Below are 26,492 nucleotides of genomic sequence, written 5' to 3' on the forward strand. Positions count from 1 at the left end.
CACCCTGGATTCACCGCGCGCCATCGGCCGTTGCGCCGCCATCACACACGACGGCCGGCACCGGCCCGTGTCGTACAGCTGTTACAAATCGGGCCCCTGCTGTCTTTGAGCTGAAGATGCCGCCCGACCCGACCGCCGCCGCTCCCCGCCGTGTCCGGCCCGCGTACGGGCATGTGCTGCGGCTGTGCTGGACCCTGCCCGAGGCCACGCCCGACGAGCGACGGCGCCTGCTGAACCTGCAGGCGGCCAGCGTGGCCGTCACCGGCTGGCTGGGCGACGTGGTGTTGCTGGTGGTGGCTGCGGCGGTGCTGGCCGCCGATCCGGCCCCGCCCGCCTGGGCGCCGCTGTGGCTGCTGGCCATGCTGGGCTGTGATCTGCTGGGGCGCGGCATCGGCCAGCGGGCCGAGTCCTCGTCCGAGACGCGGGGCGGCGGGCCGCGCGATTTCCGCCTCGCGCCGCTGTGCCTGTGGCTGGTGCTCAAGGCGGCGGTCTTCGGCAGCGGTCTGGCCTGGCTCTATCTGCACCGCGACGACACGCTGCGGGTGATGATCGCCGGCGTGTCGGTCGGGGCCATGTGCGGCGGGGCGTTGCGACGCGCCCGCCTGCCGCAGGCCGCCGCGGTCTGGATCCTGGTCCACGGCGTGATCGGCGTCATCACCCTGGCGCTGATGCCGCGGCGCATGGAGACGGCCGTCTTCATCGCGCTGCTGCTCTGGGTGCTGCTGCTGCTGGTCACCATCCTCAACATCTCGCGCCAGTTCGTGCAGGCCTGCCGGCGCGAGTTCGACGCCGAGCGCCAGGCCCATGTGCTGCAGCTGCTGCTCGACGACGTCGAGGGCGCCTCGCGCGACTGGTTCTGGGACTGTGACGACGAGGGCCGGCTGACCCATGCCTCGCCCCGGCTGGCCGACTGGCTGGGCTGCCCGCCCGCCGAGCTGCCCGGCCGTCGTCTGAGCGACACGCTGGCGGGCGCCGGCGTGGATTTCTCCGCCCTGCGCCAGCTCGACGCCCGCCTGGCTGCGGGCAAGCCGTTCCGCGAGCTGCTGCTGCCGGTGCGCCGCGACGAGCACGTGCAGCGCTGGTGGTCGCTCAGTGCCAAGCCGCTGCGGGCGGCCGATGGCGCGGCGGCCGGCTGGCGCGGCGTGGGCATCGACGTCACCGAGTCCCACCAGCACCAGCTGGCGCTCGGCCGGCTGGCCCGCACCGACGTGCTGACCGGCCTGTCCAGCCGCCTCGGCTTCAACGAGCGGCTGCGCCAGCTGCGGCGCGAGGACGGCAGCCTGCAACCGGCGGCGCTGATCATGCTGGACCTCGACCGCTTCAAGGCGATCAACGACGGCCACGGCCATGCCGTCGGGGATCAGCTGCTGCAGGCCGTCGCCCGGCGGCTGGCGACCTGCAGCGGCGGGCCGGACTGTCTGGCCCGTCTCGGCGGGGACGAGTTCGCGCTGCTGCTGCCCGGTGAGTGGCGCGACGAGGCCCTGGCCCGCCGCGCCGAGGCGGTGCTGACGGCGCTGCGCGCGCCCTTGCGCCTCGGCGGCCTGCAGCTGAACGTGCGCGCCAGCCTGGGCATCGCCGCCGCGCCGCGCCATGCCACCGATGCCGACGCGCTGCAGCGTGCGGCCGACATCGCGCTGTACGCGGCCAAGCACCGCGGCCGTGACGCCTGGGCGCTGTACACGCCGGTGCTGGGCGAGCGGGCGCGCCAGCGCGCGCTGCTGCTGCAGGATCTCGGCCATGCGCTGCGCGATGGCCAGCTCATGCTGGACTACCAGCTGATCGTCGACGGCCCGGCCGGCCGGCCGCTGGCCGCCGAGGCGCTGCTGCGCTGGCGCCATCCGCACCACGGGGCCGTCGAGCCGGCGATCTTCGTCACGCTGGCCGAGGAGGGCGGGCAGATCCTGGACATCGGCCGCTGGGTGCTGCGGCAGGCCTGCCGCGATGCGGCCGGCTGGTCCCGCCCGCTGACGGTGGCGGTCAACCTGTCGCCGGTGCAGCTGCGCTGCCCCGGGCTGGTCGACGACGTCGCCGCGGCCCTGCACGACAGCGGTCTGCCGCCGCAGCGCCTGGAGCTCGAACTGACCGAGAGCGCGGTGGCCGGCGACGAGGTGGCCGACGTGCTGCGGGCGCTGCGGGCCCTGGGCGTGCGGCTGGCGCTGGATGACTTCGGCACCGGGCATTCGTCGTTGGCCCAGTTGCAGCGCCACGGCTTCGACCGCCTGAAGATCGACCGGGCCTTCGTCGCGCCCCTGGCCGCGGCCGATGCCGGCCAGGCGCTGGCCCTGGTCGGTGCGATCGTCACCCTGGCCCGCGCGCTGGGGCTGGCCTGCACGGCCGAGGGCGTCGAGCAGGCGACGCAGGAGGCCCATCTGCAGGCGCTCGGCTGCGAGGCGATGCAGGGCTTCCGCTACCACCGCCCCTGCGCGGCGGCCCACCTGCCGCAGTCCATCGACACCGCGCTGGCCCGGGCGGCCTGAGCCGCGTCCGGTCCGTGCCCCGCGGCCCACGGCCGCGCGGTGCCGGCGCTCCCGCCGGCCACGGGCCGCTCAGACCACGCTGACCGGCACCCGCCGTGCCAGCGCGCACATCAGCTCGTAGCCGATGGTGCCGGCGGCCTGGGCGACCTCGTCGATCGGCAGCCGGCTGCCCTGCGGGCCTTCGCCCCACAGCGTGACCGTGCTGCCGATGGCCGCCTGCGGGGCCGGCGTCAGATCGACCGCCAGCATGTCCATCGACACCCGGCCGACCGTCGTGCAGCGCCGGCCGTCGACCAGCACCGGCGTGCCGCCGGGGGCGTGGCGCGGGTAGCCGTCGGCATAGCCGCAGGCCACGATGCCGATGCGCTGCGGCCGCTCGGCCACATGGGTGCCGCCGTAGCCGACGCGCTCGCCGGGCTGCAGCTGCTGGGTGGCGATCAGCGCGGATCTCAGCGTCATCGTCGGCCGCAGGTCCCAGTGGGCGATGTCGTGCGCCGGGAAGTCGGGCGCGCAGCCGTACTGCAGGATGCCGGCGCGCACCCAGTCGCTGCGGGTGACCGCGCCGTCGCTGCGTCCGACCGACAGCGCCGGGTGGCGCAGGATGGCCGCGCTGTTGGAGAGTGAGCGCTCACCGGGCAGGTCGGCCGTCGCGGCATCGAAGGCCTGCACCTGGTGGGCGATGCCGCGCGGGCCGTCGGCGTCGCTGAAGTGGGTCATCAGCGAGATCTCGTCGACCTGCGGCAGCGCGTTCAGCCGCACCCAGGCGCCGCGCGCGGCCGTCGGCGTGAAGCCCAGCCGGTTCATGCCGCTGTTGATCTTGAGGAAGACGCGGTGCGGCTCGTGGGTCTTGTGGCGGCTCAGCCAGTCGATCTGCTGCTCGCAGTGCACCACGTGCCACAGGCCCAGGCGCGAGCACAGCTCCAGATCGCGCGGCTCGAACACCCCTTCGAGCAGCAGGATGGGGCCGCGCCAGTCGAGCGCGCGCAGGCGCTGGGCCTCGGCCAGGTCCAGCAGCGCGAAGCCGTCGGCCGCGCGCAGCGCGTCGAACACCCGCTCGATGCCGTGGCCGTAGGCGTCGGCCTTGACCACCGACCACAGCCGGGCATCGGGCGCCAGCGCGCGGGCGCGGGCCAGGTTGTGCGACAGCGCCGCGACATGGATCAGGGCCTGGATCGGGCGGGGCACGGCGGGTCGGGCGGGCAGCCTGCGTTGGGAAAGGCCCGGATTCTGCCAGCCAGCCCCCGGCGCGCCCGGGGGCGGTGCGGGCCGGCCCGCCGTTCGGGCGGGGGGCGGCCCTGTCGCGCCGCGGCGCTGGCCGTGTCCACCGCCGCTGTGGCGTTCCCGGATGGCACAGGACGCGGGACAGGGGCGTGCTATAACGCGCGCCGCACCGACGGTGCTGTGCGCGGCCTACCCTCCGCGGACGGCGCCGGCGGGGATCTCGGGTGGCGGCGGATGCGCGCAATCCAGACCGGCGGTCGGCGCGGACGTACAGATGTCGGCGCCGGTCCGGCCGGCAGTTTCCGGAATGACGTTGGGTTGACTGCGCGGGACGATGAAAAAAGGCTTCTCCACCATCATGTCGGCGCAGTTCTTCAGCTCGCTGGCTGACAACGCCGTCTTCATCGCCGCCGTCGAGCTGCTGCGCACCGGCGGCGCTCCCGAATGGCAGCGCGCCGCCCTGGTGCCGATGTTCGCGCTGTTCTACGTGGTGCTGGCGCCCTTCGTCGGCGCCTTCGCCGATGCGCTGCCCAAGGGCAAGGTGATGTTCATCTCGAACACCATCAAGGTCGCGGGCTGTCTGATGATGCTGTTCGGCAGCCACCCGCTGCTGTCCTACGCCATCGTCGGCCTGGGCGCGGCGGCCTACTCGCCGGCCAAGTACGGCATCCTCACCGAGCTGCTGCCGCCCTCGCAGCTGGTCAAGGCCAACGGCTGGATCGAGGGGCTGACGATCGCCTCGATCATTCTCGGCGCGGTGCTCGGCGGCCAGCTGGTCGGCCCGCACGTCGCGCCGCACCTGCTGGCCTTCGATGTCCCGCTGCTGAGCACCGGCATCGACACCGCACCCGAGGCCGCGATCTCGGTGCTGGTCTTCGTCTACGTGATCGCCGCGCTGTTCAACCTGCGCATCCCGCGCACCGAGGCGCCGCTGGTGCCGATGACCGGCAGCGCGCTGTCGATGGTGCGCGACTTCGCCGGCTGCAACCGCCGCCTGTGGCACGACAAGCTGGGCCAGATCTCGCTGGGCACGACCACGCTGTTCTGGGGCGTGGCCGGCAATCTGCGCTACCTGGTGCTGGCCTGGGCGGCTGTGGCGCTGGGCTACACCACCACCCAGGCCACCAGCCTGCAGGGCGTGGTGGCGGTGGGCACGGCGCTGGGCGCGGTGGCGGCCTCGATGCAGATGCGGCTGGACCGCGCGGTCGGCGTGATCCCGCTGGGCATCGCGCTGGGCCTGCTGACGGTGCTGCTGAACTTCGTCACCAACCTCTGGCTGGCGGTGCCCTTCCTGATCCTGCTGGGTGCGGCCGGCGGCTACCTGGTGGTGCCGATGAACGCGCTGCTGCAGCACCGGGGCCACAACCTGATGGGCGCCGGCCGCTCGATCGCGGTGCAGAACTTCAACGAGCAGGCCTGCATCCTGGGCCTGGGCGCCTTCTACGCCGGCATGTCGCGCTTCGGCCTGTCGACCTTCATCGCCATCACCGTCTTCGGCCTCGTCGTGGCCGGCGTGATGGAGCTGATCCGCCGCTGGCACCTGCGCAACTGCGTCGAGCACCGGGGCGAGGTCGAGCGCCTGCTCCAGATCGCCCGCAGCGACGACGCGCACTGAGCCCGGCGCGGTCCGTCCACGCCGCACCCGATCCGCCTGATCCGTCCCGCTCCCGCCATGGCCCTGCCCGACCTCGACCTGACCGATCTGCACGGCCGCCCGCTGCGCCTGCGCGACTGGGACGGCCGCGTGCTGCTGGTGGTCAACACCGCCAGCCGCTGCGGCTTCACGCCCCAGCTCGGCGGCCTGCAGCAGCTGTGGGCGCGCCACCGCGAGGCCGGCCTGGTCGTGCTGGGCGTGCCGAGCAACGAGTTCGGCGGCCAGGAGCCCGGCACGGCGGAGCAGATCGCGTCCTTCTGCAGCCTGGAGCACGGCGTGGACTTCCCGCTGCTGGCCAAGACCGAGGTCAACGGCCCGGCCGCCCATCCGCTGATGCGCTGGCTCAAGGGCGCGGCGCCGGGCCTGCTCGGTACCGAGGCCATCAAGTGGAACTTCACCAAGTTCCTGGTCGGCCGCGACGGTCAGGTGATCGACCGCTATGCGCCGCAGACCGCCCCGGCCCGCCTCGACGAGGCCATCGCACGGGCGCTGGCCGCCCCGACGCCGGCCGCCTGAGGCGGTTTGATACGCGACAATTCACGCTTTCATTCCGCGCCCACCCTGCAACGGCCGGTCGCCGGCCCTCTTCGCCATGTTCGAGCACATCCAGCCCTACGCGGGCGATCCGATCTTCGCCGTCGTCAACGCCTTCATGGCCGATGCCCGGCCGCAGAAGGTCAACCTGTCGATCGGCATCTACTTCGACGAGGAAGGCCGCCTGCCGGTGCTGCCCAGCGTGCAGGAGGCCGAGAAGCGCATCCTGGCCGCCGGTGGCGCCAAGCCCTACCTGCCGATGGAAGGCGACGCCGCCTGCCGGGCCGAGGTCGGCCAGCTGCTGCTGGGTGCCGCGCATCCGGCGCTGGCCGACGGCCGCACGGTGACGATCCAGACGGTCGGCTCGTCCGGCGGCCTGAAGGTGGGCGCTGACTTCCTCAAGACCTGGCTGCCCGACAGCGCGGTCTGGGTCAGCGATCCGACCTGGGACAACCACCGCTCGATGTTCGAGGGCAGCGGCATCACGGTGAACCGCTACCCGTACTACGACGCGGCCACCGGCGGCCTGCGCTTCGACGACATGCTGGCCACGCTGCGCACGCTGCCGGCGCGCAGCATCGTGCTGCTGCACGCCTGCTGCCACAACCCGACCGGCGTCGACCTGACGCCCGCCCAGTGGCAGGCGCTGATCCCGGTGCTGAAGGAACGCGAGCTGCTGCCCTATCTGGACCTGGCCTACCAGGGCTTCGGCGACGGCATCGACGAGGACGCCTACGCCGTGCGCGCGCTGGCCGACGCCGGCATCACCTTCTTCTGCGCCAACAGCTTCAGCAAGAGCATGAGCCTGTACGGCGAGCGCTGCGGCGCGCTGACGGTGGTGTGCACCAGCGCCGCCGAGGCCGGGCTGGTGCGCGGCCAGCTGGCCTACACCGTGCGCCGCCTGTACTCCAGCCCCGGCATCCACGCCGCCAAGCTGGTGGCACGCGTGCTGGGCGAGGCCGATCTGCGCGCGATGTGGACCGCCGAGGTGGCCGAGATGCGCGAGCGCATCGCCGCCATGCGCCGTGCGCTGCACGACGCGCTGGTGGCCCGCCTGCCCGGCCGCGACTTCAGCTACTTCCTGACCCAGCGCGGCATGTTCAGCTACACCGGCCTGAGCGCCGCGCAGGTCGCCCGCCTGCGCGACGAGCACGCGGTCTACCTGATCGCCTCGGGCCGCATGTGCATCGCCGGTCTGAGCCAGGCCAACGTCGGCCGCGTGGCCGAGGCGATGGCGTCCGTGCTGGCGGACTGAGTCCCACGGCCGGGCCGCCCGCGGTCCGGCGCCGGGCCAGCGCTCAGTAGTGCGGCGGCAGCTCGTCGCGCAGGCTGCGGAAGCCCTCGGGCCGCGCATCGGACTGCTGCTCGGCCAGCCGGGCCAGCGCCATGCGCAGCTGGGTGATCTGCGCGCTCTGCTCGGCCACCAGGCGGTTGAGCGTCTCCAGCAGGTCGTCCTGGTAGCAGGCCTTGACCTCCAGATCGGTCAGGCGGCGGTCGATGTCCTCGTCGGCATGTGGCATGGGCTGATTTCACCCCATCTGGCGCCGGGCCGACGCTTGATGCGCATCAAGCACCGTGGGGGCGTCATCGCGCCGACATCCTGTCCACGGGCGGGCTCCGTTATGCTGCACTGCAGCAGGATGGCCGGGCGGATGGTCCGCGACCGGGGCGTCCGCACAGGAGTCCGCCGATGTGCCCCGATGCACCGTCCCTTGCCGATGCGGCGGCCGAGCCGCTCGACGCCATGCCCCGCTGGTTGCCCCCGTTGCGGGGCCACCATGGCCTGATCCTCGGCGTGGCCAATGCCCACAGCATCGCCTGGGGCATCGCCCAGCGCTGCGCGATCCAGGGCGCGCGCCTGGTGCTGACCTGTCTGAACGCCAAGGCCCGCGCCCAGGTGCAGCCACTGGCCGACGCGATCGGCGCGCCGCTGCTCGAATGCGATGTGCGCGAGCCCGGCGCGCTGGCCGCCACCGTGGCCCGTGCCGCCGAGCTGCTGGAGGGCCGGCTCGACTTCGCCGTCCACTCGATCGCCTGGGCGCCGCTGCAGGAGCTGCACGGCCGCGTCATCGACACCAGTGCCGAGGGCTATGCCCAGGCCATGCAGGTGTCCTGTCACAGCTTCGCCGAGCTGGCGCGCTGCTGTGAGCCGCACTGGCCGGCCGACGGCGCGACCCTGCTGACGGTCAGCTACCAGGGCGCGGTCGAGGCGGTGCCGCACTACGGGCTGATGGGGCCGGTCAAGGCCGCGCTGGAGTCGATGGTGCGCTACATGGCGCTGGAGCTCGGCCCGCGCCAGGTGCGGGTGCACGCGCTGTCACCCGGACCGATGCCCACCCGCGCGGCCTCCGGTCTGACGGACTTCGACGGCCTGATGGCCGATGCGCGCCGGCGCGCGCCGCTGCGCCGCCTGGTCACGCTGGCCGAGGTCGGCGACGCCGCGGCCTTTCTGCTCGGGCCGGGCGCGGCCGGCATGAGCGGCCAGACGCTCTACGTCGACGGCGGCCTGCACGCCGTCGGCTGAATCCTGCGCGGCCGCGGCGCCCCGGGGCGCGGGCCGCATCCTCCTCCCCACACCGTCTTCCGACGCGCAGACCATGGCCCAGGCCGACGACCTGATCGAGAACCGGACCTTCGACGAGCTGCAGCCCGGCCAGAGCGCGCGGCTGCAGCGCCAGCTGACGCTGGCCGACATCCAGGCCTTCGCCCTGGTCTCGGGCGACGTCAACCCGGCCCACGTCGATCCGGACTATGCCGAGCACACCCGCTTCCACGGCGTGATCGGCCACGGCATGTGGGCCGGCGCGTTGATCTCCAGCCTGCTGGGCACCGGGTTCCCGGGGCCCGGCACGATCTACCTGTCGCAGAGCCTGAGCTTCCGCCGCCCGGTGCGCGTGGGCGACACGCTGAGCGTCGAGCTGACGGTGCGCGACAAGGATCCGGCCCACCACACGGTGCGCCTGGACTGCCGCGTCAGCAACCAGGCCGGCGAGGTGGTGGTCGATGGCCTGGCCGAGGTCAAGGCCCCGACCGAGAAGATCACGCGGCCGCGCGCGGCCCTGCCCACGCTGCACCTGTTCCATCCCGAGGGCCGGCTGCAGGCCTGGGTCGACGCGCTGACGCCGACGCTGGCGGCCGGCGGCCCGGTGCCCTGCGCGGTGGTCCACCCGTGTGACGAGGGCTCGCTGCGCGGCGCGCTCGACGCCGCCGCCCGGGGCCTGATCGCGCCGCTGCTGGTCGGCCCACCGGCCCGCATCCAGGCGGTGGCCGCGGCCGCCGGGCTGGACCTGGGCGGGCTGCCGGTCGAGGCGGTCGAGCACAGCCATGCCGCGGCCGAGCGCGCCGCCGCCCTCGCCGCCGAGGGCCGGGTGCAGATGCTGATGAAGGGCAGTCTGCACACCGATGAACTGATGCGTGCCGTGCTGCAGCAGCCGCGGCTGCGCACCGGCCGGCGCTTCAGCCACGTCTTCCGCTTCGAGGTGCCGGCCTACGCGAAGCCGCTGCTGGTGACGGACGCGGCGATCAACATCGCGCCCACGCTGGCCGACAAGGCCGACATCATCCGCAATGCCATCGAGCTGGCGCAGGCCCTCGGCGTCGCCCAGCCGCGGGTGGCCATCCTGTCGGCCGTCGAGACGGTGACGCCCGACATCGCCAGCACGCTGGACGCGGCCGCCCTGTGCAAGATGGCCGACCGCGGCCAGATCAGCGGCGCGCTGCTCGACGGCCCGCTGGCCTTCGACAACGCGATCTCGGCCGAGGCCGCACGCATCAAGGGCATCGTCTCGCCGGTGGCCGGTCAGGCCGACATCCTGGTCGTGCCCGATCTGGAGTCCGGCAACATGCTGGCCAAGCAGCTCGAATACCTGGCCGGTGCCGCCAGCTGTGGCGTGGTGCTGGGCGCACGGGTGCCGATCGCGCTGACCAGCCGCGCCGACGGTGCGACCTCCCGCATGGCCTCGACCGCCCTGGCCGCGCTGCATGCGCGCCATGGCCGCACGTCGCCGACCGGCGCGCTGGCATGAGCCGCGCGGCCGATCCCGCGGCGGCCGGCCGAGCGGGCGCGGACACGCCGCAGCGGGCCGATCCCCGCCCGGTGCTGGCCGTCAACGCCGGGTCCTCGTCGCTGAAGTTCGGCCTCTATCCGGCGACGGGACCGGCCTGCTTCGCCGGTGAGGCCAGCGGCCTGGAGCCGGGTGGGCGGCCGCGCTGGCGGTTGGCCGGCGGGCCGGAACAGGCGCTGGACATCGAGCCACAGCGCACCGTCGGAGCGCTGCCCGCGCTCGGGGGGGAGGGCCCGGCCGTGGCCGCTGCCGCCCAGGCCGCCGGTGCCGCGGAGGGTGCCGGCGCGGCGGGGGCCTTCGATGCGGCCTTGCAGCGCCTGCAGGCCACGGTCGTCGACCATGCGCCGCAGGGCCTGCTGGCGGTGGCCCACCGCATCGTCCACGGTGGTGCGCAGGGCGACGGCCCGCAGGTGCTGGACGATGCGGCGCTGGCGCGGCTGGCGGCCCTGTCGCCGCTGGCCCCGCTGCACCAGCCGCACAACCTGGACGGCGTGCGGGCGTTGCGCGCGGCCTTTCCGGATGTGCCGCAGATCGGCTGCTTCGACACCGCCTTCCACGCCGGCCAGCCCGAGGTCGAGCGCCTGCTGCCCCTGCCGCCGGCGCGCACCGAGGCCGCCGGCCTGCGCCGCTACGGCTTCCACGGCCTGAGCTACGCATACCTGGCCGGCGAGCTGGCCGCCCGCAGCGCGCGTTGGGCCGGTGGCCGCGCGCTGCTGGCCCATCTGGGCAACGGCGCCAGCCTGTGCGCGGTGCACGACGGCCGCAGCGTGGCCAGTACCATGGGCTTCTCGGCGCTGGACGGTCTGATGATGGGCACGCGCAGCGGCAGCCTGGACGCCGGCGTGCTGCTCTACCTGCTGGCCCACGGCGACGACGCCGCCTCGCTGGAGCGGCTGCTCTACCGCGAGTCGGGCCTGAAGGGCGTCTCCGGCCTGTCGGCCGACATGCGCGTGCTGCATGCGGCCGCCGCCCAAGGCCATGCCGGCGCGCAGCGGGCGCTGGCGCTGTTCGCGCGGCGGCTGCTGCGCGAGGCCGGCGCGCTGACGGCGGTGCTCGGCGGTCTGGACCTGCTGGCCTTCACCGGCGGCATCGGCGAGCACGATGCGGCGGTGCGCGCCGGGCTCGTCGAGGGGCTGGCCTTCCTCGGCCTGCGGCTGGATGCGCAGGCCAACCGGGCGGCCACCGGGGATACGGTGTGCCGCATCGACGCGGCCGACAGCCGCACCGAGATCTGGGTCGTGCCGACCGACGAGGGACGGGTGGCGGCGCGTCAGGCGCGCGCGCTGTGCGCGGCGAGCGGCCCCGACCGGCCTGAGCGGTCCTGACCGGCCCTGAGCGTCAGGGCCTCGGCCGTGGCGGCTCCGGCCGTGTCGGGCACGGGGCCCTGGCCCCACGGTCCGCGCCCCACGCCCGTCCGGGCGACCCGCCGGAACGCACGCAGGTCGGACCGGCCGCCTGACGGCCGCCGTGGGCGGCCACTCGGGCTGTTGCGAGGGCGGCGCGGGCGGCGGTACGGCCCGCGCGCGGATCTCAGAGCAGCTCGGCCGGCACGTTGCCGCCGTTGGCCGCGAGCTTCTGCAGCACGGTCTTGTGCAGCCAGACGTTCATCTGGGCCGAGTCGCCCATCTTGTCGGCCGGGCAGCCCAGCTCGGTGGCCAGGTCCTTGCGGGCGGCCAGGCTGCTGTCCAGGCCCAGCAGCTTCATCAGGTCGACGATCGAGGTCTTCCAGTTCAGCTTTTCGGCGTGGCCGGCGGCCGCGCTCTCCAGGTGGGCGACGACATCGACCACGCTGATCGCGGTCACGGCCGGCGCCGCGGCGGCGACCGGCGCGGCGCTGGCCTCGGGTGCGGCCGGCGCGGCGGCGGCTGCAGGTGCGGCGGCCTCGGTCTTGTCACCGAAACCCAGCTTCGAGAGGATGCTGCCGAAAATGCTCATGGACTGCCTCGGGCGAGTGGTGGCCGGGGCACGGCCGTCACCTGCGGCGGGCCCGGCCGGATGGCGGGACGTCGCGGTGCCGGGATGCGGGTCGTGCCCGTCGTCCGTCCGCGACGCCGGCATGCTAGGCCGCCGCGGTCGGACGGCGGATGACCGCCGTGGAGGGCGTCACGTCAGGCCGGGTCCGGACGGGCATTCCGTCACGCCGAGGCGGTGTGCCGCACGCCGGGCGTGGCGTGCGCGCGACGACGGTCGCCGCGACCGTCGTGCATCGCGGCACCTGGGGCATCCGGGCATCCAGAGCACTGAAGCACTGAAGCACTGAAGCACGACCCGGCATCCGGGCATCCGGCCTGCGCGTCCATCCAGCCCACCCGCCCCCCAGCCATGGCGCGCAGCCGCAGCCGCAGGTCACGCCACCGCCCGTCGCCTCACTGCGGCTGGAAGCCGCTGGCCTTGATGATGCGCGCCCAGCCGGCCGCGTAGGCCCGTTCGCGCTGGCCGAGCTGCGTGCCGCTCTGCCAGCCGACGTTCAGCCCCATCGCGGTCAGGCGCTCGCGCACCTCGGGCTGGGCGACGACCTTGGCCAGGGCCTGGCCCAGCGTGGCCAGCTGGGGCGCCGGGGTGCCGGCCGGTGCGTAGACGCCGTAGAACGGCGTTTCCTCGAAGCCGGCCAGGCCCAGCTCGCCCAGCGTCGGCACCTCGGGCAGCGCCGGCTGGCGGCCCGGGCCCAGCACCGCGACCACCCGCAGCTTGCCCTGGCGGTGGTGCTCGATGAAGTCGGGGATCGACGCGATGCCGGCGCCGACCTGGTTGCCCATCATGTCGGCCATCAGCGGCGCGCTGCCGCGGTAGGGCGCGGCCACCAGGTCGAGGCCGTACTTCTGCGCCAGCACCTTGACCAGGAACTCCGGCACCGAGGCCGGTGCCGGGATGCCGACCGCCCCCTTGCCGCCGCCCGGGCCCTTGACCCACTGCACCCAGTCGCCGACCGACTTCGCCGGCGTGCCCGGCGCCACCGCCAGCGCGTTGACGAAGGTGGCGATGCCGGCCACCGGCACGAAGTCGCGCGCGGTGTCGAAGCCGGGCGTGCGCACCACCAGCGGCAGGATGGAGACGGTGTGGTCGTGGGTCAGGAACAGCGTGTGGCCGTCCGCCGGCGCGGTCTTGAGCGCCTGTGCGGCCAGCTGCCCGCCGGCCCCGGGCTTGTTCTCGACCAGCACCGGTGCGCCCAGTTCGTCCTTGAGCTTGTCGGCCAGCACGCGGGCGATGGCGTCGCTGCCGCCGCCGGCCGGAAAGCCCACCAGCAGCCGGTAGGGCTGGCCTTCGGCGTGGGCGGGGGCCAGCGCCTGCAGCGCGGCCAGGGCCAGCGTGGCACCGGCGGCCAGCAGGCGGCGGCGCCCGGTGGCGGCGCGGGCGGTGGACGGGGAGGTCAGGGCGTGGATCGTCATGGTGCGGGGCGGGGCGAAGACGGCGGGGATCCGGGCCGTCGCGCGGTCGGCGGGTGCCGGGGCGCGACCGGACAGGCCGTGGGACCATAGCAAGAAAGTGGCCGGCGGCCGCCGACCGGTGCGCCCGGCGGGCGTCAGCGCGGGACCGGGGGCGGGCCCGCGGGCCGTCGCCTGCGACCCCGCACTGGCAATTCCAGGGGAGCGGGCTAGAATACGAAGTTTGTTCGCCCCTGTATGGGGCCTGGGCCGTACGGCGTGACCTTTGCGGGGCGCGCGGGGCCGGGGTCGAGGCGGGGGTGTCGAGAGTCGAGTGTTTCAGGCCCGGGCGGGCCGCCCACATGCGCAGGCATGTGCCGGCACCACCGTCCCGGCCTCATGGCATCCGGCGCCGGATGTCCGCCCACGGTGGGACGGATGTGGGCGACCGGTGCCGTGGCCACGACGGGAGCAGCCATCCGGTGCGCGCAGGCGCGTGTCATCCGGTGTCTGGTGCCTGTACGACCCAGCATGCGCGGCACCGGGCACTCTCCGGCACCGCGTCACCACCGGATACCTGGAGATACGGCCCATGGCCAAAGAAGAACTGATCGAGATGCACGGCAAGGTGACCGAAGTCCTGCCTGACTCGCGTTATCGCGTCACGCTGGACAACGGCCACGAGCTGATCGCCTACACCAGCGGCAAGATGAAGAAGCACCACATCCGCATCCTGGCGGGTGACAACGTGTCGCTGGAACTGTCGGCCTACGACCTGACCAAGGGTCGGATCACCTTCCGTCACCTCGAGCGCCGCTGATCGCGGCACGGGCCGGATGGCCGCCACGGCGGCCGCGCCCGTGAAGGCCTGCCTCGGCGCAGGCCCTCTTCGGCCTACCGGCGTCCGGCCTATCGGCGTCACAGGCGCTTCGGCCCTCCCTGCCGGACCGCCACGGCGGTCCCGTGCAGGCCGGGCCCTGTCTTCCCGGTGCCGGCTCAGTGCCAGGCCAGCGTCTGGCCCGGCCGCATGCCCCGGCCGCGCAGGCCGTGCACCAGCGTCAGCAGATGGTCGCTGGCGCGTTCGAGCGCCAGGGCCAGCTCCGTGGCGAACATCAGCGCAGCCGCATCGCGCAGGTCCCGCGCCAGCGTGCGCCGGGCCTCGCGCAGCAGTTCGTCGCAGCGGCGTTCGGCCTGCAGCACACGGCGCGTGGCCGCCATGAACGCCTCCTGATCCCCGATCTGCGGTGCCTGTCCCAGGCTCTGCGCGAGCGCCAGCGCCTGCGCATGGTCCTGCACCGCACCGAGCACCGCATCGGCCAGCGCCAGCAGCGCCTGGCGCGTGCTGTCCAGCCAGCCGGTGTGATGGCCTTCGGCCACCAGACTGAGCGTGAAACACGCCTCCTCCAGCGCGTCAGCCACGTCGTCGCTGCAGCGGATGAGCTGCAGCAGCGGTTGCCAGGCGGGCTGCTGTTCGGCCTGGTGGCGCAGCCGCATCACCAGATGGTCGGCCTGACGCTCCCAGGCCTTGGCCCGATAGGCGAGCGCGCGTGCCGACTCGGGCTGGGTCTGCAGGCCGTGGGCCAGTCCGTCGCGCAGGCTCTGCGCCAGCGCGTGGCACAGGCTGGCATGTTCCTGCAGCAGGGCCAGCTCGTTGCGGCGGCCGTGCAGCGCACGGGCCAGCAGCAGCCGGGCCTCGTCGGTCAGCAGCGCCACCGGCTGCTGACGTTGGGCGGCACGGGCGGCCAGCGCCAGCACCTCGACCAGCCACTGGCGGGCGGCCTCGTCGCCCAGCACCTCGTCGAGCCGGTCGCCGAGGTGGAAGGCGCTGGCGCCCTGGTCCGACATCGCCTGCCACAGCAGGCGCTCGCCGCCGGCGGCCAGCCAGGCCGCATGGCCGACCTCGCGCCGGGCGGCCTCCAGCAGCACGGCCTGGGCGCCGGCCTTGTCGACGAAGGTCAGCAGGCGCTTGCGGGCGCGGTTCCAGTCGATCAGAAACACCAGGCGTGAGGCGATCGCGCACAGCATGTCCTGCAGGGCCGCTTCGTCTTCCGCCTGCAGATGGGCGATGCCGGCCACCGGCGTGGCCTGGCCTTCGTCGGTCGTGGCGGCGGGCACGCCCAGCGTCTCCCAGCGTGCGCCGAGGTCCTGCAGCAGTTGCTGCAGGAAGGCCAGACGGCGTGGCTGCAGGTCGGCGCAGTGCACGCGCAGGCGATGCCGGGGGCCGGGCAGGCCCGGCGCGTCCGCCGGGGGCGGGCGGCGGGTCGACGGCTCGATCGGCTGCTCGATCGCCGGCCGGTCGTCCATCACCTCCACCCGCACCAGGCGTGCGTCGCGGCTGCCGATGTCGGTCTGCAGCAGCAGCCGATCACCGTCGCGCGCGGCCGCCGTCTCCAGCCCCGGGTGATCGAGTTTCAGGCCCTGGGTGCGCGTGATGCCGCGCATCCAGGCGCCGATGCGCGCACGGTCGAGCTCGCCGGCGGCGCCGTCGGCCAGTTGCCAGACATGGGCGCCGGCCACGCGTTCGGTGGCGCGGCGGGCGCTCAGCCGGTGCAGGGCCGGCAGCAGGTCCATCAGCAGCAGCTGCAGGCTGTCACCGCGGGCGCGCTGGCCGTGGGTCAGTCGGTCGAACAGCGCGTCATCCAGCGTCTCGTCGGCCGCCAGGGTGATCGATTGCAGCAGGGTGTGGGTCTCGGCGATGCGGGTGGCCAGATCGGCCGGGTCGTCGAGGGCGCCACCTTCGGTCTCGATCAGCTCCAGCCAGGGGCGCGCCAGCACGGCCAGCGCCTGATCCAGCCTCACCGCGAGCCGCCGCAGGCCCGGCAGCAGCAGGCGGCCCTGCTGCCGCCGGGCCAGGGCGGGCAGCTCCTGCAGCCAGGTGTCCTGGGGCGCGTCGGTCGGGCCGTCCGCAGGGCCGTCCTCGTCGATGTCGCCCGCCGCGGCGTCGGCCTGCAGCCGCCGCGGATCGAGCGGCGCCAGGCGCTGCGACCCTTCGTCGAGCGGATGGGCCGCGGCGGGTGACAAGGCCTGCGCCGCGCAGCGCTGCAGCAGGGCCAGCAGCTGCTGCAGGCGGTCGTGGGCCCGCAGCGCGGCGCGCACGCGGGCCGGCGCCATCAGGGCGGCGCTGGCCGGGGGCGGTGGGGCGGCGGTCGTCTCGGCGCAGGCGGATGCCGGCGACGGCGTGGCGGTCAGGGGCATCGGCGGCTGCGGTCGGGCGCAGAAGAAGGTCCGTGGAACAGGTGCGGGGGGCGCGAACGGCCACGCGGCCGGAAGTCTGGCCGGTCGCGGTGACCCCGCCGTGACAGGCTGTGCATCCCGTGGTCGACAGGCGGTGCGGGCCGGCAGGCCGGGCCCACAATGGTCCGCATGCCAGCCAACATCGAGATCAAGGCGCGCATCGCCAGCGTCCAGGCGCTGCTGCCGATCGCCCGCGCCCTGTCGGACGACGACCATCTGCCCCTGATCCACCAGGACGACACCTTCTTCCGCGTGCCCGAGGGCCGGCTCAAGCTGCGCGTGTTCGGCGATGGCTCGGGCGAGCTGATCCACTACCGGCGCGAGGATGCGCAGGGCCCCAAACGCTCCGATTACGTGCTCACCCCGGCGCCCGAACCGGCCGGGATGCGCGAGGTGCTGGCGCGCGGGCTCGGCGTGCTCGGCCGGGTGCGCAAGACGCGCATCCTGGTGCTGGTCGGCCACACCCGGGTGCACCTGGACCAGGTCGAGGGCCTGGGTGACTTCATGGAGCTGGAGGTGGTGCTGCAGCCCGGCCAGACCGAGGCCGAGGGCCATGCGATCGCCGGCGACCTGATGCGCCAGCTCGGCGTGGCCCCGGGGGATCTGGTGCGTGGCGCCTATCTGGACCTGCTGCTGGCGCGCGACGGCGGGTGAGGCGGGTGATGTGGGCCAGGCCGGGCGCAGGGCCCGGCGCATCCGCCCGTCACCGCGGCCGTTGGCCCGCTGGCTGACCGGCCGGATGAGGTGCCGCAGGCGGCGCCACCTGAGCGGCCGGATCGCCCGCCGCGGCCGCGCGGCCGGCCTCCAGCACTGTGCGCCATCCGTCGATCAGCGTGGCCACCGGCACGGCCCGGCAGGCGGCGAAGCCGGTGCCGGCCCACAGCGGGCTGAAGTCGTCCCGGCCGGCGGCCTCCGCCGCGGCGCGCAGGGGGGCCAGCGCGGTCGAGGCCAGCGGAAAGGCCGGCGCGGTCGGATGCAGCGGATCGAGCTCGTGCAGCAGGCGGTTGAGCATGCCGCGCGCCGGCCGGCCGCTGAACAGCCGGGTCAGCACCGTCGGCCGCGGGGGGCGTTCAGCCAGCGCGGCACGGTGCAGCGCGCTGGTGTCGCATTCATCGCAGCGCAGGAAGGCCGTGCCCAGCTGCACCCCGTCGGCACCCGCCGCGAAGGCGCCGCGCAGATCGTCCGCGTCGCTCAGACCGCCGGCGGCCACCAGCGGCACGTCGAGGGCGGCCCGCAGCGCCGGCAGCAGCTGCGCCAGCGGGGCCTGCCGCGCCAGATGGGCGCTGAGTGCGGCCGGCTCCGGCGGCTGTGGGCCGTCGATCAGGAAATGGCCGCGGTGGCCGCCGGCTTCCAGGCCCTGGGCGATCACCGCGTCGGCGCCGTGGGCGACCAGCCAGCGGCCCTCGTCGACCGTGGTCGCGCTCGACAGCACGCTGCAGCCGGCGCGCTTGACGCGGGCCAGCAGCTCGGGCGCCGGCAGACCGAAGTGGAAGCTGACGACCGGCGGGCGGTGGCGCTCGACGAGCGTGGCCATCTCCGCGTCGAAGGGCCGGCGCGAGGGCGGCGCGCCCGCTGCGGGCAAGGGCACGCCGATGGCCTCGGCATACGGGCGCAGCAGCGTCAGCCAGGCCGTCTCCGCGGCCAGGTCGACCGTGGGCTGCGGATGACAGAAGAAGTTCAGGTTCAGCGGCGGGCGGCCCGCCTGCTGCCACTGCAGCAGCAGCGCGTCGAGCGCGGTCGCCTCCAGCATCGCCGCCGGTACCGAACCGAGCGCGCCGGCGCGTGAGACGGCCAGGGCCAGCCGCAGCCCCTGCACGCCGGCCATCGGGGCCTGGATCAGGGGCAGCAGGTCGGCGGGCAGGGCGGGGCTGAGCGGGCGCATGGCCCAGCATAGCCGGTGAATCCGGCCTCTCCGCCGTGCCGGCCGCGCGGTCGTGCCGCTGGGCGTTCGTGCCGCTGGGCGGCCGACCGGCGCTCAGCGGGCCAGCGGCCGGCGGCGCGACTCGCGGGCCAGCCGCCGGGCGTTGCCCACAGCCTTGGCGTGGACCGGTGCGAGGCCCGCGTCCAGCACCCGGTTGGCCATCGTCGCCGGCCGCATCCACCAGCCTGACAGCGTGCCCAAGGTGTGCATCGGTGCCAACGGGTTCAGGCCGGCGCAGGCCTGCAGCCACTGCTGCTGGGCCTGCAGGCTCTGCTGCCACCAGGTCAGGCCCATGGCCATCCAGCTCTGCTGGAAGGCTGTCACCTTCTCGCTGCCCATGCGCAGGAACTCGCGCTGGTCGCGTGCCGAGGGCACGGGCCCGGCCGTCAGCATGCGTTGCACCCGCTGGGCGATGACCTGTGGCGCGGCGATGCCCAGCTCCACCGACTTGTCGAAGACACGTTGCATCTGCTCTCCTGGGGTTTTCCCGAGTTCCTGCCAGTGTGCCTGCTTTCGTCGTGGCGTGCGGATCTCTGGCGGTGAGGGCTGACACCGGTGCGGCCGGTGCGCCGGCCCGCACGGCAGAATGGGGCCGATGGTGTCGCCGTCCCGAGCCCGCAAGCCGTCCCCGCCCGCCGCTGCCGACCCTGCCGCGCCGGCCCCGGCCCCCGCCCGCAAGCTCTCGGCCGCCCAGCTCGCCCTGCAGCGCCTGGGCCTGGCGCGCGACATCGACCTCGCGCTGCACCTGCCGCTGCGCTGGGAGGACGAGACCCGCATCACGCCGATCGCCCAGGCGCGCGATGGCGATGCGGTGCAGGTCGAGGGCCTGGTGCGCGACTGCCGTATCGAACTGCGGCCGCGGCGCCAGCTGGTGGTGCGGCTGGCCGACGGCACGGCCGAGCTGACGCTGCGCTTCCTGCACTTCTATCCGAACCACCAGAAGGTGCTGGCCGCGGGTGCCCGCATCCGCGCCCGCGGCGAGCTGCGCCACGGCTTCTTCGGCCACGAGATGGTGCACCCGACCTTCCGCGCGGTCGACGCGCACACGCCGCTGGCCCAGGCGCTGACGCCGGTCTACCCGACCAGCGCCCAGCTGCCGCAGGCCTATCTGCGCAAGGCCGTGGCCAGCGCGCTGGCGCGCGCACCGCTCGACGAGCTGCTGCCGCCCGGCGTGCTGCCGCCCGGCCTGCCCAGCCTGCGCGCGGCCTTGCAGCGCCTGCACCATCCGCCGGCCGGCGAGCCGGTGCATGCGCTGGAGGACCGCGAGCACCCGGCGTGGCAACGGCTGAAGTTCGACGAGCTGCTGGCCCAGCAGCTGTCGCAGCTGGCCGCCCAGCGCGCCCGCTCGCGCCAGCGCGCACCGGTGCTGCGCGCGGTCGACGGCGGGCTGCGCGAGCAGCTGCTGGCCGTGCTGCCCTTCGGCCTGACCGCCGCACAGCAGCGGGTGGTGGCCGAGATCGCGGCCGACATCGGCGGCCTGGCGATCGATCCGGGGGCGGACCCGGCGGCCGGCGGCACGGCGGTGGCGGTACCCGCGGCCGACGGCCACACCCGCCCGATGCACCGGCTGCTGCAGGGCGACGTCGGTTCGGGCAAGACGGTGGTGGCGGCGCTGGCGGCCACCGTGGCCATCGATGCCGGCTGGCAGTGCGCGCTGATGGCGCCCACCGAGATCCTGGCCGAGCAGCACTTCCGCAAGCTCACCCAATGGCTGGAGCCGCTGCTGGCCGCGCGTGGCCAGACGATGGCCTGGCTCAGCGGCAGCCGCAAGGGCAAGGCGCGGCGGCTGATGGTCGAACAGGTGGCTTCCGGCCAGGCCGCGCTGGTCGTCGGCACCCACGCGGTGATCCAGGACGACGTGCAGTTCGCCCGCCTGGGCCTGGCCGTGATCGACGAGCAGCACCGCTTCGGCGTCGCCCAGCGCCTGCAGCTGCGGCGCAAGCTGGAGGGCCAGGTGGCCGGAGCGGGCGCCAGCGTTGCGGTGCCCGCGCCCGCGTCCGCGTCCGCCACCGGCGCGCAGCCGGACGAGCCGCTGGAGGAGCGGCCGGATGCGGTGTCCGGGGTGCCCGGAGGGGGCGGCGTGTCCGGCCCCACCGCGCCGGTCGGCCTGGAGCCGCATCTGCTGATGATGAGCGCCACGCCGATCCCGCGCACGCTGGCGATGACCTACTACGCCGACCTCGACGTCTCGACCATCGACGAGCTGCCGCCCGGCCGCACGCCGGTGCTGACCAAGGTCTTCGCCGACAACCGCCGCGAGGACGTGATCGGCCGCATCCGCGAGGAGATCGCGCGCGGCCGGCAGGTCTACTGGGTCTGTCCGCTGATCGAGGAGAGCGAGAAGCTGGACCTGCAGAACGCCACCGAGACCCATGCCCAGCTGGCCGACGTCCTGCCCGGGGTCGAGGTCGGCCTGCTGCACGGCCGCATGGCGCCGGCCGACAAGGCGGCGGTGATGGACGCGTTCTCGGCCGGGCGCATGGCGCTGCTGGTGGCCACCACCGTGATCGAGGTCGGCGTCGACGTGCCCAATGCCAGCCTGATGGTGATCGAGCATGCCGAGCGCTTCGGCCTCAGCCAGCTGCACCAGCTGCGCGGGCGCGTGGGCCGCGGTGCGGTGGCCAGCGTCTGCGTGCTGCTCTACCAGGGCCCGCTGTCGCCGACCGGCAAGGACCGGCTGCGCGCGATGGCCGAGACCACCGACGGCTTCGAGATCGCGCGCCGCGATCTGGAGATCCGCGGCCCGGGCGAGTTCATGGGCGCGCGCCAGAGCGGGGACGCGCTGCTGCGCTTCGCCGATCTGGCCACCGATGCCGGGCTGCTGGAGCAGGCGCGGGCGGTCGCACCCAGGCTGCTGAGCGGCCATCCGGCGGCCGCGCGGGCGCACGTGGCGCGCTGGCTGGAGGCGCGGGTGGATTTCCTGCGCGCCTGAGGGCGGCCGGGCTCAGGCCGGGGCGTCGTCCGTGGCCGCGGCCTGCGCGTCGTCGTTGTCACCGTCACCGTCGTCCGCATCGGCCTTCAGCGCCAGCGCCTGCTGGTAGACGCGCTTGCGCGGCAGGCCGCAGTGCTCGGCCACCAGCGCGGCGGCCTGCTTCAGCGGCAGCACCGGCAGCAGGCGCTGCAGCAGCACGAGCGCGTCGGCCGGCAGCCCGTCCTCGGCCAGCGCCACCGGCGGCGGCGCGTGCAGCACCAGCACGAACTCGCCGCGCGTGCGCTGGGCATCGGCCGCCAGCCAGGCCGGCAGCGCACCGGCCTCCAGCGTGGCCACGGTCTCGAACTGCTTGGTCAGCTCGCGGCACAGCGTCAGGCGGCGCGCCGGTGCGGCCTCGGCCAGCGCGGCGGCCAGCGCCTCGATGCGGTGCGGTGCCTCGAACAGGATCTGGCTGTCGGCATCGGCCAGCACGCGGGCCAGCGCCTGCGCACGCTCCTGGCCCTTGGCCGGCAGGAAGCCGACGAAGCGGAAGCCGGCGGCCTGCGCGTCGCCGGCCACCGACAGCGCGGTGATGGCGGCGCTGGCGCCGGGCAGCGGCAGCACGCGGTGGCCGGCCGCACTCGCCGCGGCCACCAGCACCGCGCCGGGATCGCTGACGCCCGGCGTGCCGGCATCGCTGGCATAGACCACGCGCTGGCCGGCGGCCAGGCGCTGCAGCACCTGGGCGGCGGCCTGCTGCTCGTTGTGCTGGTGCACGGCCAGCAGCGGCTTGTCCAGGCCGAGGTGGCGCAGCAGCTGGCCGGTGACCCGCGTGTCCTCGCAGGCCACGGCGTCGACCAGCGACAGCAGGTGGATCGCGCGCAGGCTGATGTCGGCCAGATTGCCGATCGGTGTGGCCAGCACGTAGAGTGTGGCGGCGGGGTGATGCTGGTGGCCGGCGGCCGCGGCCGCGGCCCGGGCCAGCAAGGAGGCGTCGATGGTCAAGGCGGACGGGCCGCGTGCGGGCGGCCGGGTGCGGGGTGACGAGGACGATCGGTCGTCGACCAAGGCCGTCGGTGACGCGGCCGAGGACCGCGCGCTGGCCCATCTGCAGGCCCGCGGCCTGCGGCTGCTGGCGCGCAATTATCGGCTGGCCGGCGGCCCGCACCAGCGCGGCGCCGAGATCGACCTGATCCTGCAGGACGGCGACGGCACCGTCGTCTTCGTCGAGGTGCGCAGCCGTCGGCGGGCCGGGGCGGGCGGTGCGGCGGCCAGCATCGGCCATGCCAAGCAGCAGCGGCTGATCCGCGCCGCCCAGCACTGGCTGCTGGGCTGCCGGGTGCTGCCGCCCTGCCGCTTCGACGTCGTGGCCATCGACGGCGATCGGCTGCAGTGGCTGCCGGCGGCGTTCTCGGCCTGAGCCGGGCGGGCGGCGGGCGGACGGGCGCCGCCGCCGCCGGGGCCGGGGCCGGGGCCGGGGCCCGGCCGGGTCCACGGAACTGACCGTGCCGACCCCTGCTCTATGATCCCGTCATGCTAGAGCAGCGCATCCAGACGCAATTTTTCGAGAGTGCCGACCTGAAATACCAGGCGGCGGACGCCCTGGCGCGACCGGTCGCCCAGGCCGCGCAGATGCTGGTCACCGGCCTGACCTCGGGCGGCCGCGTGCTGGTCGCCGGTCTCGGCGGCAGCGCCACGCTGGCCCTGTGGCTGGCCCAGGCCCTGACCGGCCGCCATGAACGTGACCGCCCCGGCCTGGCCGCCATCGCACTCGGCGCCGACGGCGTCGCGCTGGCGGCCATCGGCGCGGCCGCCGGCCCCGAGCAGGTGCTGGCGCGCCAGATCGAGGCCCTCGGCCATCCGGGCGACCTGCTGGTGCTGCTGCGCGAGCACGAGGCCCACGACACCGCCCTGCTGGCGGCCGTCGTCGCCGCGCAGCAGCGCGAGATGACGGTGCTGGCGATCACCGGCAAGCAGCCCGGCGCCGTCGGTGCCGCGCTGGCCGACACCGACCTGCTGGTGGCCGTCCCGCACGAGCGCCTGATGCGCGTGCGCGAGATGCAACTGCTCGTCCTGCACTGCCTGTGCGACGCGATCGACCTGCAGCTCCTCGGCGAAGAGGACCCCGAATGAACCTGAAGCAGTCCGGCGTCCGCGCCGTCGTCCCCGTGTCCCTGTCCGTTCCCGTCTCTGCGCCGGCGTCCGTCCGTCGCGCCCGCGGTCCGGCCGCACGCCTCGCCCGTCTGGCGCTCACCGTCGGCCTGGGCGCCAGCGCCCTGGCCAGCCTGAGCGCCTGTGCGCCGCTGCTGCTCGGCGGCGCCTTCGTCGGGGGGGGCCTGATGGCCGTCGACCGCCGCACCACCGGCACCCAGATCGAGGACCAGGGCCTGGAGATCAAGGCCTCGGGCAAGGCGGTCGAGCTGATGGGCAAGAGCGCCCACGTCAACGTCACCGCCTACAACCGCATCGTGCTGCTGACCGGCGAGGTGCCGAGCGAGGCCGGCAAGCAGCAGCTCGAGCAGGCCGTGCAGCGCCTGGAGAACGCGCGCAGCGTGGTCAACGAGCTGGCCGTGGCCGGCGTGAGCTCGCTGGGCTCGCGCTCCAACGACACCGTGCTGTCGACCAAGGTCAAGTCCTCGCTGCTCGATGCCAAGGATCTGCCGGGCTCGGCGGTCAAGGTCGTCACCGAGCGGGCCATCGTCTACCTGATGGGCCGCGTCAGCGAGCGCGAGGCGCGCCGCGCCACCGACATCGCCCGCGGCGTGTCGGGCGTGCAGAAGGTGGTGCGGGTCTTCGAGGTGGTCAGCGAGGAAGAGCTGGCCGAGACCGCACCGAGGACCGCCGGCAACCGCTGACGGTCGGCGCGGCCTTCCGCGGCCGTGCCGCTTCCAGGCCGCTCAGCTGCTCAGTCGCTCAGTCGCTCAGTCGCTCAGTCGCTCAGTCGCTCAGTCGCTCAGCCGGCGGATCAGGCTGGAGGTGTCCCAGCGGCCGCCGCCCTGCTTCTGCACGTCGCCGTAGAACTGGTCGACGAGGGCGGTGACCGGCAGGCGGGCGCCGTTGCGGCGCGCCTCGTCCAGCACCAGGCCCAGGTCCTTGCGCATCCAGTCGACGGCGAAGCCGAACTCGAACTGGTCGTCGACCATGGTCTTGCCGCGGTTGTCCATCTGCCAGCTCTGGGCGGCGCCCTTGCCGATCACGTCGAGCACCTGCTTCATGTCCAGCCCGGCCTTCTGGCCGAAGGCGATGGCCTCGGCCAGGCCCTGGACCAGGCCGGCGATGCAGATCTGGTTGACCATCTTGGCCAACTGGCCGGCACCGGCCTCGCCGACCCGGGTGACGGCGCGCGCGAAGGCCATGGCCACCGGCTGGACGGTGGCGAAGGGTTCGGCGTCGCCGCCGCACATCACCGTCAGCACGCCGTTGACCGCGCCGGCCTGGCCGCCGGACACCGGTGCGTCGACGAAGTGCAGGCCGGCGGCGCCGGCGGCCGCATGCAGCTCGCGCGCGACCTCGGCCGAGGCCGTCGTGTGGTCGACGAAGATCGCGCCGGCGGCCATGCCGGCATAGGCGCCGTCGGCACCCAGCACCACGCTGCGCAGGTCCTCGTCATTGCCGACGCAGGCGAAGACGATCTGCGCGCCGGCCGCCGCCTCGCGCGGGGTGTCGGCGGCCCGGCCGCCGTACTCGGCGACCCAGGCCCGGGCCTTGGCCGCGGTGCGGTTGTAGACGCAGACGTCGTGGCCGGCGCGGGCCAGGTGTCCGGCCATCGGATGGCCCATCACGCCCAGGCCCAGGAAGGCCACGCGCAGCGGGGAGATCGGTTCGTAGGTCTTGCTCATGGTCGATGACGACGTTGTCAGGGGGCGGATGCGCATGCTAGCGGCGCGGGCCATGACGGCCCGCCCGGCCGGCCGCGCCGGTGCTCACAGCAGGGTGATGCCCTCGGTGCCGGCGGCCAGATCGCGGTTGCGCGCACGCTGGCTGTTGAGCTTGATCTGCAGGCGCAGGTCGTTGACCGAATCGGCGTTGCGCAGCGCGTCCTCGTAGCTGATCTCGTGCGCCTCGAAGAGGTCGAACAGCGCCTGGTCGAAGGTCTGCATGCCCTGCTCGCGGCTGCGCTTCATCAGGTCCTTGAGCTCGGCCACCTCGCCCTTGAAGATCATGTCCGAGACCAGCGGCGTGTTCAGCAGGATCTCGACCGCCGCGACGCGGCCCTTGCCCTCCTCGCGCGGCAGCAGGCGCTGGCTGACGATGGCGCGCAGGTTCAGCGACAGGTCCATCAGCAGCTGCTGGCGGCGCTCTTCGGGGAAGAAGTTGATGACGCGGTCCAGCGCCTGGTTGGCGCTGTTGGCGTGCAGCGTGGCCATGCACAGGTGGCCGGTCTCGGCGAAGGCGACGGCATGCTCCATCGTCTCGCGGTCGCGGATCTCGCCCATCAGGATGACGTCGGGCGCCTGGCGCAGCGTGTTCTTCAGCGCCTGTTCCCAGCCGTCGGTGTCGAGGCCGACCTCGCGCTGGGTGACGATGCAGTTCTTGTGCGGGTGCACGAACTCCACCGGGTCCTCGATCGTGATGATGTGGCCCTGGCTGTGCTCGTTGCGCCAGTCGACCAGCGCCGCCAGCGTCGTGCTCTTGCCCGAGCCGGTGGCGCCGACCAGGATGACCAGCCCGCGCTTGGCCATGCAGATGTCCTTCATCACCTTCGGCAGGCCGAGCTTGTCGACGGTCGGCAGCACCTGCGGGATGGTCCGCAGCACCAGACCGACGCAGCCCTGCTGCATGAAGGCGTTGACGCGGAAGCGGCCCACGCCCTGGGGCGAGATGGCGAAGTTGCACTCCTTGGTGCGTTCGAACTCGGCGGCCTGGCGTTCGTTCATCACCGAACGGGCCAGGGCCATCGTGTGCTGGGCGGTCAGCGGCTGCGGGCTGACCTTGGTGATGCGGCCGTCGACCTTGATCGCCGGCGGGAAGTCGGCGGTCAGGAACAGGTCCGACCCCCCGCGCGCGACCATCAGCCGCAGCAGGTCATTGACGAATTTGGAGGCCTGGTCGCGTTCCATGGTGCTGGATTCCTGGTGTCATGTTCGTGTCGTGCTCCCTGCGCGCGTGCCCAC

General features: G+C 74.1%; 23 protein-coding genes. 13 read left to right on the top strand and 10 right to left on the bottom strand.

Features of this window, described 5'->3' with window-relative positions:
• The first annotated feature begins 116 nt into the window (after window positions 1-116).
• The gene (locus tag AACH11_RS16030) at window positions 117-2,477 is read left to right on the top strand and encodes a putative bifunctional diguanylate cyclase/phosphodiesterase (protein ID WP_341375248.1); all 2,361 of its coding nucleotides are present in this window, start codon (window positions 117-119) and stop codon (window positions 2,475-2,477) included.
• A gap of 69 nt (window positions 2,478-2,546) precedes the next feature.
• On the opposite strand, the gene alr is transcribed toward AACH11_RS16030, so the two are convergent.
• A complete protein-coding gene (gene alr, locus AACH11_RS16035; RefSeq protein WP_341375249.1) occupies window positions 2,547-3,662 on the bottom strand; it encodes an alanine racemase in 1,116 nt (371 codons plus the stop codon).
• A 370-nt stretch (window positions 3,663-4,032) separates the two neighbouring features.
• On the opposite strand from alr, the gene lplT reads away from it, so the two are divergent.
• From lplT to AACH11_RS16050, 3 genes are all read left to right on the top strand, one after another.
• The gene (lplT, locus tag AACH11_RS16040) at window positions 4,033-5,313 is read left to right on the top strand and encodes a lysophospholipid transporter LplT (protein WP_341375250.1); all 1,281 of its coding nucleotides are present in this window, start codon (window positions 4,033-4,035) and stop codon (window positions 5,311-5,313) included.
• Between the two features lie 57 nt (window positions 5,314-5,370).
• On the top strand, window positions 5,371-5,868 hold the full coding sequence (locus tag AACH11_RS16045; RefSeq protein WP_341375251.1) for a glutathione peroxidase: 498 nt from the start codon (window positions 5,371-5,373) through the stop codon (window positions 5,866-5,868).
• A 76-nt stretch (window positions 5,869-5,944) separates the two neighbouring features.
• Window positions 5,945-7,141: an amino acid aminotransferase gene (locus AACH11_RS16050; protein ID WP_341375252.1), complete on the top strand. Its 1,197-nt coding sequence runs from the start codon at window positions 5,945-5,947 to the stop codon at window positions 7,139-7,141.
• Window positions 7,142-7,184: 43 nt separating this feature from the next.
• Here AACH11_RS16050 and AACH11_RS16055 read toward each other — a convergent pair whose 3' ends face one another.
• The gene (locus tag AACH11_RS16055; RefSeq protein WP_341375253.1) at window positions 7,185-7,406 is read right to left on the bottom strand and encodes a SlyX family protein; all 222 of its coding nucleotides are present in this window, start codon (window positions 7,404-7,406) and stop codon (window positions 7,185-7,187) included.
• Between the two features lie 224 nt (window positions 7,407-7,630).
• Between AACH11_RS16055 and AACH11_RS16060 the strand changes: the two genes are divergently transcribed.
• From AACH11_RS16060 to AACH11_RS16070, 3 genes are all read left to right on the top strand, one after another.
• The gene (locus AACH11_RS16060) at window positions 7,631-8,410 is read left to right on the top strand and encodes an SDR family oxidoreductase (protein WP_341375292.1); all 780 of its coding nucleotides are present in this window, start codon (window positions 7,631-7,633) and stop codon (window positions 8,408-8,410) included.
• 73 nt (window positions 8,411-8,483) lie between these two features.
• Window positions 8,484-9,911, top strand: coding sequence for a bifunctional enoyl-CoA hydratase/phosphate acetyltransferase (locus AACH11_RS16065; protein ID WP_341375254.1), 1,428 nt, complete (start codon window positions 8,484-8,486; stop codon window positions 9,909-9,911).
• Window positions 9,908-11,275 (top strand): acetate/propionate family kinase, encoded by a 1,368-nt coding sequence (locus AACH11_RS16070; RefSeq protein WP_341375255.1) that lies wholly within the window; start codon window positions 9,908-9,910, stop codon window positions 11,273-11,275. Before AACH11_RS16065 ends, AACH11_RS16070 begins: the two co-directional genes overlap by 4 nt.
• Window positions 11,276-11,480: 205 nt before the next feature.
• Here the strand turns inward: AACH11_RS16070 and AACH11_RS16075 are convergent, their stop codons facing one another.
• Window positions 11,481-11,885, bottom strand: a complete 405-nt coding sequence (locus AACH11_RS16075) for a DUF3597 domain-containing protein (protein ID WP_341375256.1) — start codon at window positions 11,883-11,885, stop codon at window positions 11,481-11,483.
• A 431-nt stretch (window positions 11,886-12,316) separates the two neighbouring features.
• On the bottom strand, window positions 12,317-13,336 hold the full coding sequence (locus AACH11_RS16080; protein WP_341375257.1) for a Bug family tripartite tricarboxylate transporter substrate binding protein: 1,020 nt from the start codon (window positions 13,334-13,336) through the stop codon (window positions 12,317-12,319).
• A gap of 568 nt (window positions 13,337-13,904) precedes the next feature.
• On the opposite strand from AACH11_RS16080, the gene infA reads away from it, so the two are divergent.
• Window positions 13,905-14,132, top strand: coding sequence for a translation initiation factor IF-1 (gene infA, locus AACH11_RS16085; protein WP_341375258.1), 228 nt, complete (start codon window positions 13,905-13,907; stop codon window positions 14,130-14,132).
• Between the two features lie 176 nt (window positions 14,133-14,308).
• Here the strand turns inward: infA and AACH11_RS16090 are convergent, their stop codons facing one another.
• Window positions 14,309-16,507 carry a phosphate transport regulator gene (locus AACH11_RS16090; RefSeq protein WP_341375259.1) on the bottom strand — a complete coding sequence of 733 codons (2,199 nt, stop codon included), beginning with the start codon at window positions 16,505-16,507 and terminating at the stop codon, window positions 14,309-14,311.
• A 168-nt stretch (window positions 16,508-16,675) separates the two neighbouring features.
• Here AACH11_RS16090 and AACH11_RS16095 point away from each other — a divergent pair, with 168 nt between their 5' ends.
• On the top strand, window positions 16,676-17,200 hold the full coding sequence (locus AACH11_RS16095) for a class IV adenylate cyclase (RefSeq protein WP_341375260.1): 525 nt from the start codon (window positions 16,676-16,678) through the stop codon (window positions 17,198-17,200).
• A 49-nt stretch (window positions 17,201-17,249) separates the two neighbouring features.
• Here AACH11_RS16095 and AACH11_RS16100 read toward each other — a convergent pair whose 3' ends face one another.
• Complete coding sequence (locus AACH11_RS16100; RefSeq protein ID WP_341375261.1) at window positions 17,250-18,428, bottom strand: NAD(P)H-dependent flavin oxidoreductase; 1,179 nt, start codon at window positions 18,426-18,428, stop codon at window positions 17,250-17,252.
• Window positions 18,429-18,521: 93 nt separating this feature from the next.
• A complete protein-coding gene (locus AACH11_RS16105) occupies window positions 18,522-18,935 on the bottom strand; it encodes a polyhydroxyalkanoate granule-associated phasin (RefSeq protein ID WP_341375262.1) in 414 nt (137 codons plus the stop codon).
• Between the two features lie 127 nt (window positions 18,936-19,062).
• On the opposite strand from AACH11_RS16105, the gene AACH11_RS16110 reads away from it, so the two are divergent.
• Window positions 19,063-21,399 (top strand): ATP-dependent DNA helicase RecG, encoded by a 2,337-nt coding sequence (locus AACH11_RS16110; protein WP_341375263.1) that lies wholly within the window; start codon window positions 19,063-19,065, stop codon window positions 21,397-21,399.
• A gap of 12 nt (window positions 21,400-21,411) precedes the next feature.
• Here AACH11_RS16110 and rsmI read toward each other — a convergent pair whose 3' ends face one another.
• Window positions 21,412-22,383 (bottom strand): 16S rRNA (cytidine(1402)-2'-O)-methyltransferase, encoded by a 972-nt coding sequence (gene rsmI, locus AACH11_RS16115; protein ID WP_341375264.1) that lies wholly within the window; start codon window positions 22,381-22,383, stop codon window positions 21,412-21,414.
• Between rsmI and AACH11_RS16120 the strand changes: the two genes are divergently transcribed.
• The 3 genes from AACH11_RS16120 (at window position 22,376) to AACH11_RS16130 (ending at window position 24,233) form a co-directional block, all read left to right on the top strand.
• Entirely contained in the window at window positions 22,376-22,798 is a 423-nt protein-coding gene (locus tag AACH11_RS16120) for a YraN family protein (RefSeq protein ID WP_341375265.1), read from the top strand. The genes rsmI and AACH11_RS16120 overlap by 8 nt on opposite strands.
• Before the next feature lie 113 nt (window positions 22,799-22,911).
• Window positions 22,912-23,511 carry an SIS domain-containing protein gene (locus AACH11_RS16125; RefSeq protein ID WP_341375266.1) on the top strand — a complete coding sequence of 200 codons (600 nt, stop codon included), beginning with the start codon at window positions 22,912-22,914 and terminating at the stop codon, window positions 23,509-23,511.
• 41 nt (window positions 23,512-23,552) lie between these two features.
• Window positions 23,553-24,233, top strand: coding sequence for a BON domain-containing protein (locus tag AACH11_RS16130; RefSeq protein WP_423228766.1), 681 nt, complete (start codon window positions 23,553-23,555; stop codon window positions 24,231-24,233).
• Window positions 24,234-24,323: 90 nt separating this feature from the next.
• Here the strand turns inward: AACH11_RS16130 and AACH11_RS16135 are convergent, their stop codons facing one another.
• Both AACH11_RS16135 and AACH11_RS16140 read right to left on the bottom strand, forming a co-directional pair.
• Window positions 24,324-25,217 carry an NAD(P)-dependent oxidoreductase gene (locus AACH11_RS16135; RefSeq protein ID WP_341375267.1) on the bottom strand — a complete coding sequence of 298 codons (894 nt, stop codon included), beginning with the start codon at window positions 25,215-25,217 and terminating at the stop codon, window positions 24,324-24,326.
• Between the two features lie 84 nt (window positions 25,218-25,301).
• Complete coding sequence (locus AACH11_RS16140; protein ID WP_341375268.1) at window positions 25,302-26,438, bottom strand: PilT/PilU family type 4a pilus ATPase; 1,137 nt, start codon at window positions 26,436-26,438, stop codon at window positions 25,302-25,304.
• Between the last annotated feature and the right edge of the window lie 54 nt (window positions 26,439-26,492).

The organism is Pseudaquabacterium rugosum, assembly GCF_038066575.1.
In the GTDB taxonomy this organism is placed as follows: domain Bacteria; phylum Pseudomonadota; class Gammaproteobacteria; order Burkholderiales; family Burkholderiaceae_C; genus Pseudaquabacterium; species Pseudaquabacterium rugosum.

Bases quoted from the DNA above. Each gene is read 5' to 3' on its own strand.
- AACH11_RS16045 (WP_341375251.1), top strand. From the start codon at position 5,371: ATGGCCCTGCCCGACCTCGACCTGACCGATCTGCACGGCCGCCCGCTG.
- AACH11_RS16075 (WP_341375256.1), bottom strand. From the start codon at position 11,885: ATGAGCATTTTCGGCAGCATCCTCTCGAAGCTGGGTTTCGGTGACAAG.
- AACH11_RS16090 (WP_341375259.1), bottom strand. From the start codon at position 16,507: ATGCCCCTGACCGCCACGCCGTCGCCGGCATCCGCCTGCGCCGAGACG.
- AACH11_RS16055 (WP_341375253.1), bottom strand. From the start codon at position 7,406: ATGCCACATGCCGACGAGGACATCGACCGCCGCCTGACCGATCTGGAG.
- AACH11_RS16110 (WP_341375263.1), top strand. From the start codon at position 19,063: ATGGTGTCGCCGTCCCGAGCCCGCAAGCCGTCCCCGCCCGCCGCTGCC.
- AACH11_RS16070 (WP_341375255.1), top strand. From the start codon at position 9,908: ATGAGCCGCGCGGCCGATCCCGCGGCGGCCGGCCGAGCGGGCGCGGAC.
- AACH11_RS16095 (WP_341375260.1), top strand. From the start codon at position 16,676: ATGCCAGCCAACATCGAGATCAAGGCGCGCATCGCCAGCGTCCAGGCG.
- AACH11_RS16100 (WP_341375261.1), bottom strand. From the start codon at position 18,428: ATGCGCCCGCTCAGCCCCGCCCTGCCCGCCGACCTGCTGCCCCTGATC.
- AACH11_RS16135 (WP_341375267.1), bottom strand. From the start codon at position 25,217: ATGAGCAAGACCTACGAACCGATCTCCCCGCTGCGCGTGGCCTTCCTG.
- AACH11_RS16120 (WP_341375265.1), top strand. From the start codon at position 22,376: ATGGTCAAGGCGGACGGGCCGCGTGCGGGCGGCCGGGTGCGGGGTGAC.
- AACH11_RS16125 (WP_341375266.1), top strand. From the start codon at position 22,912: ATGCTAGAGCAGCGCATCCAGACGCAATTTTTCGAGAGTGCCGACCTG.
- infA (WP_341375258.1), top strand. From the start codon at position 13,905: ATGGCCAAAGAAGAACTGATCGAGATGCACGGCAAGGTGACCGAAGTC.
- AACH11_RS16050 (WP_341375252.1), top strand. From the start codon at position 5,945: ATGTTCGAGCACATCCAGCCCTACGCGGGCGATCCGATCTTCGCCGTC.
- AACH11_RS16105 (WP_341375262.1), bottom strand. From the start codon at position 18,935: ATGCAACGTGTCTTCGACAAGTCGGTGGAGCTGGGCATCGCCGCGCCA.
- AACH11_RS16080 (WP_341375257.1), bottom strand. From the start codon at position 13,336: ATGACGATCCACGCCCTGACCTCCCCGTCCACCGCCCGCGCCGCCACC.
- AACH11_RS16030 (WP_341375248.1), top strand. From the start codon at position 117: ATGCCGCCCGACCCGACCGCCGCCGCTCCCCGCCGTGTCCGGCCCGCG.
- AACH11_RS16060 (WP_341375292.1), top strand. From the start codon at position 7,631: ATGCCCCGCTGGTTGCCCCCGTTGCGGGGCCACCATGGCCTGATCCTC.
- AACH11_RS16140 (WP_341375268.1), bottom strand. From the start codon at position 26,438: ATGGAACGCGACCAGGCCTCCAAATTCGTCAATGACCTGCTGCGGCTG.
- lplT (WP_341375250.1), top strand. From the start codon at position 4,033: ATGAAAAAAGGCTTCTCCACCATCATGTCGGCGCAGTTCTTCAGCTCG.
- AACH11_RS16065 (WP_341375254.1), top strand. From the start codon at position 8,484: ATGGCCCAGGCCGACGACCTGATCGAGAACCGGACCTTCGACGAGCTG.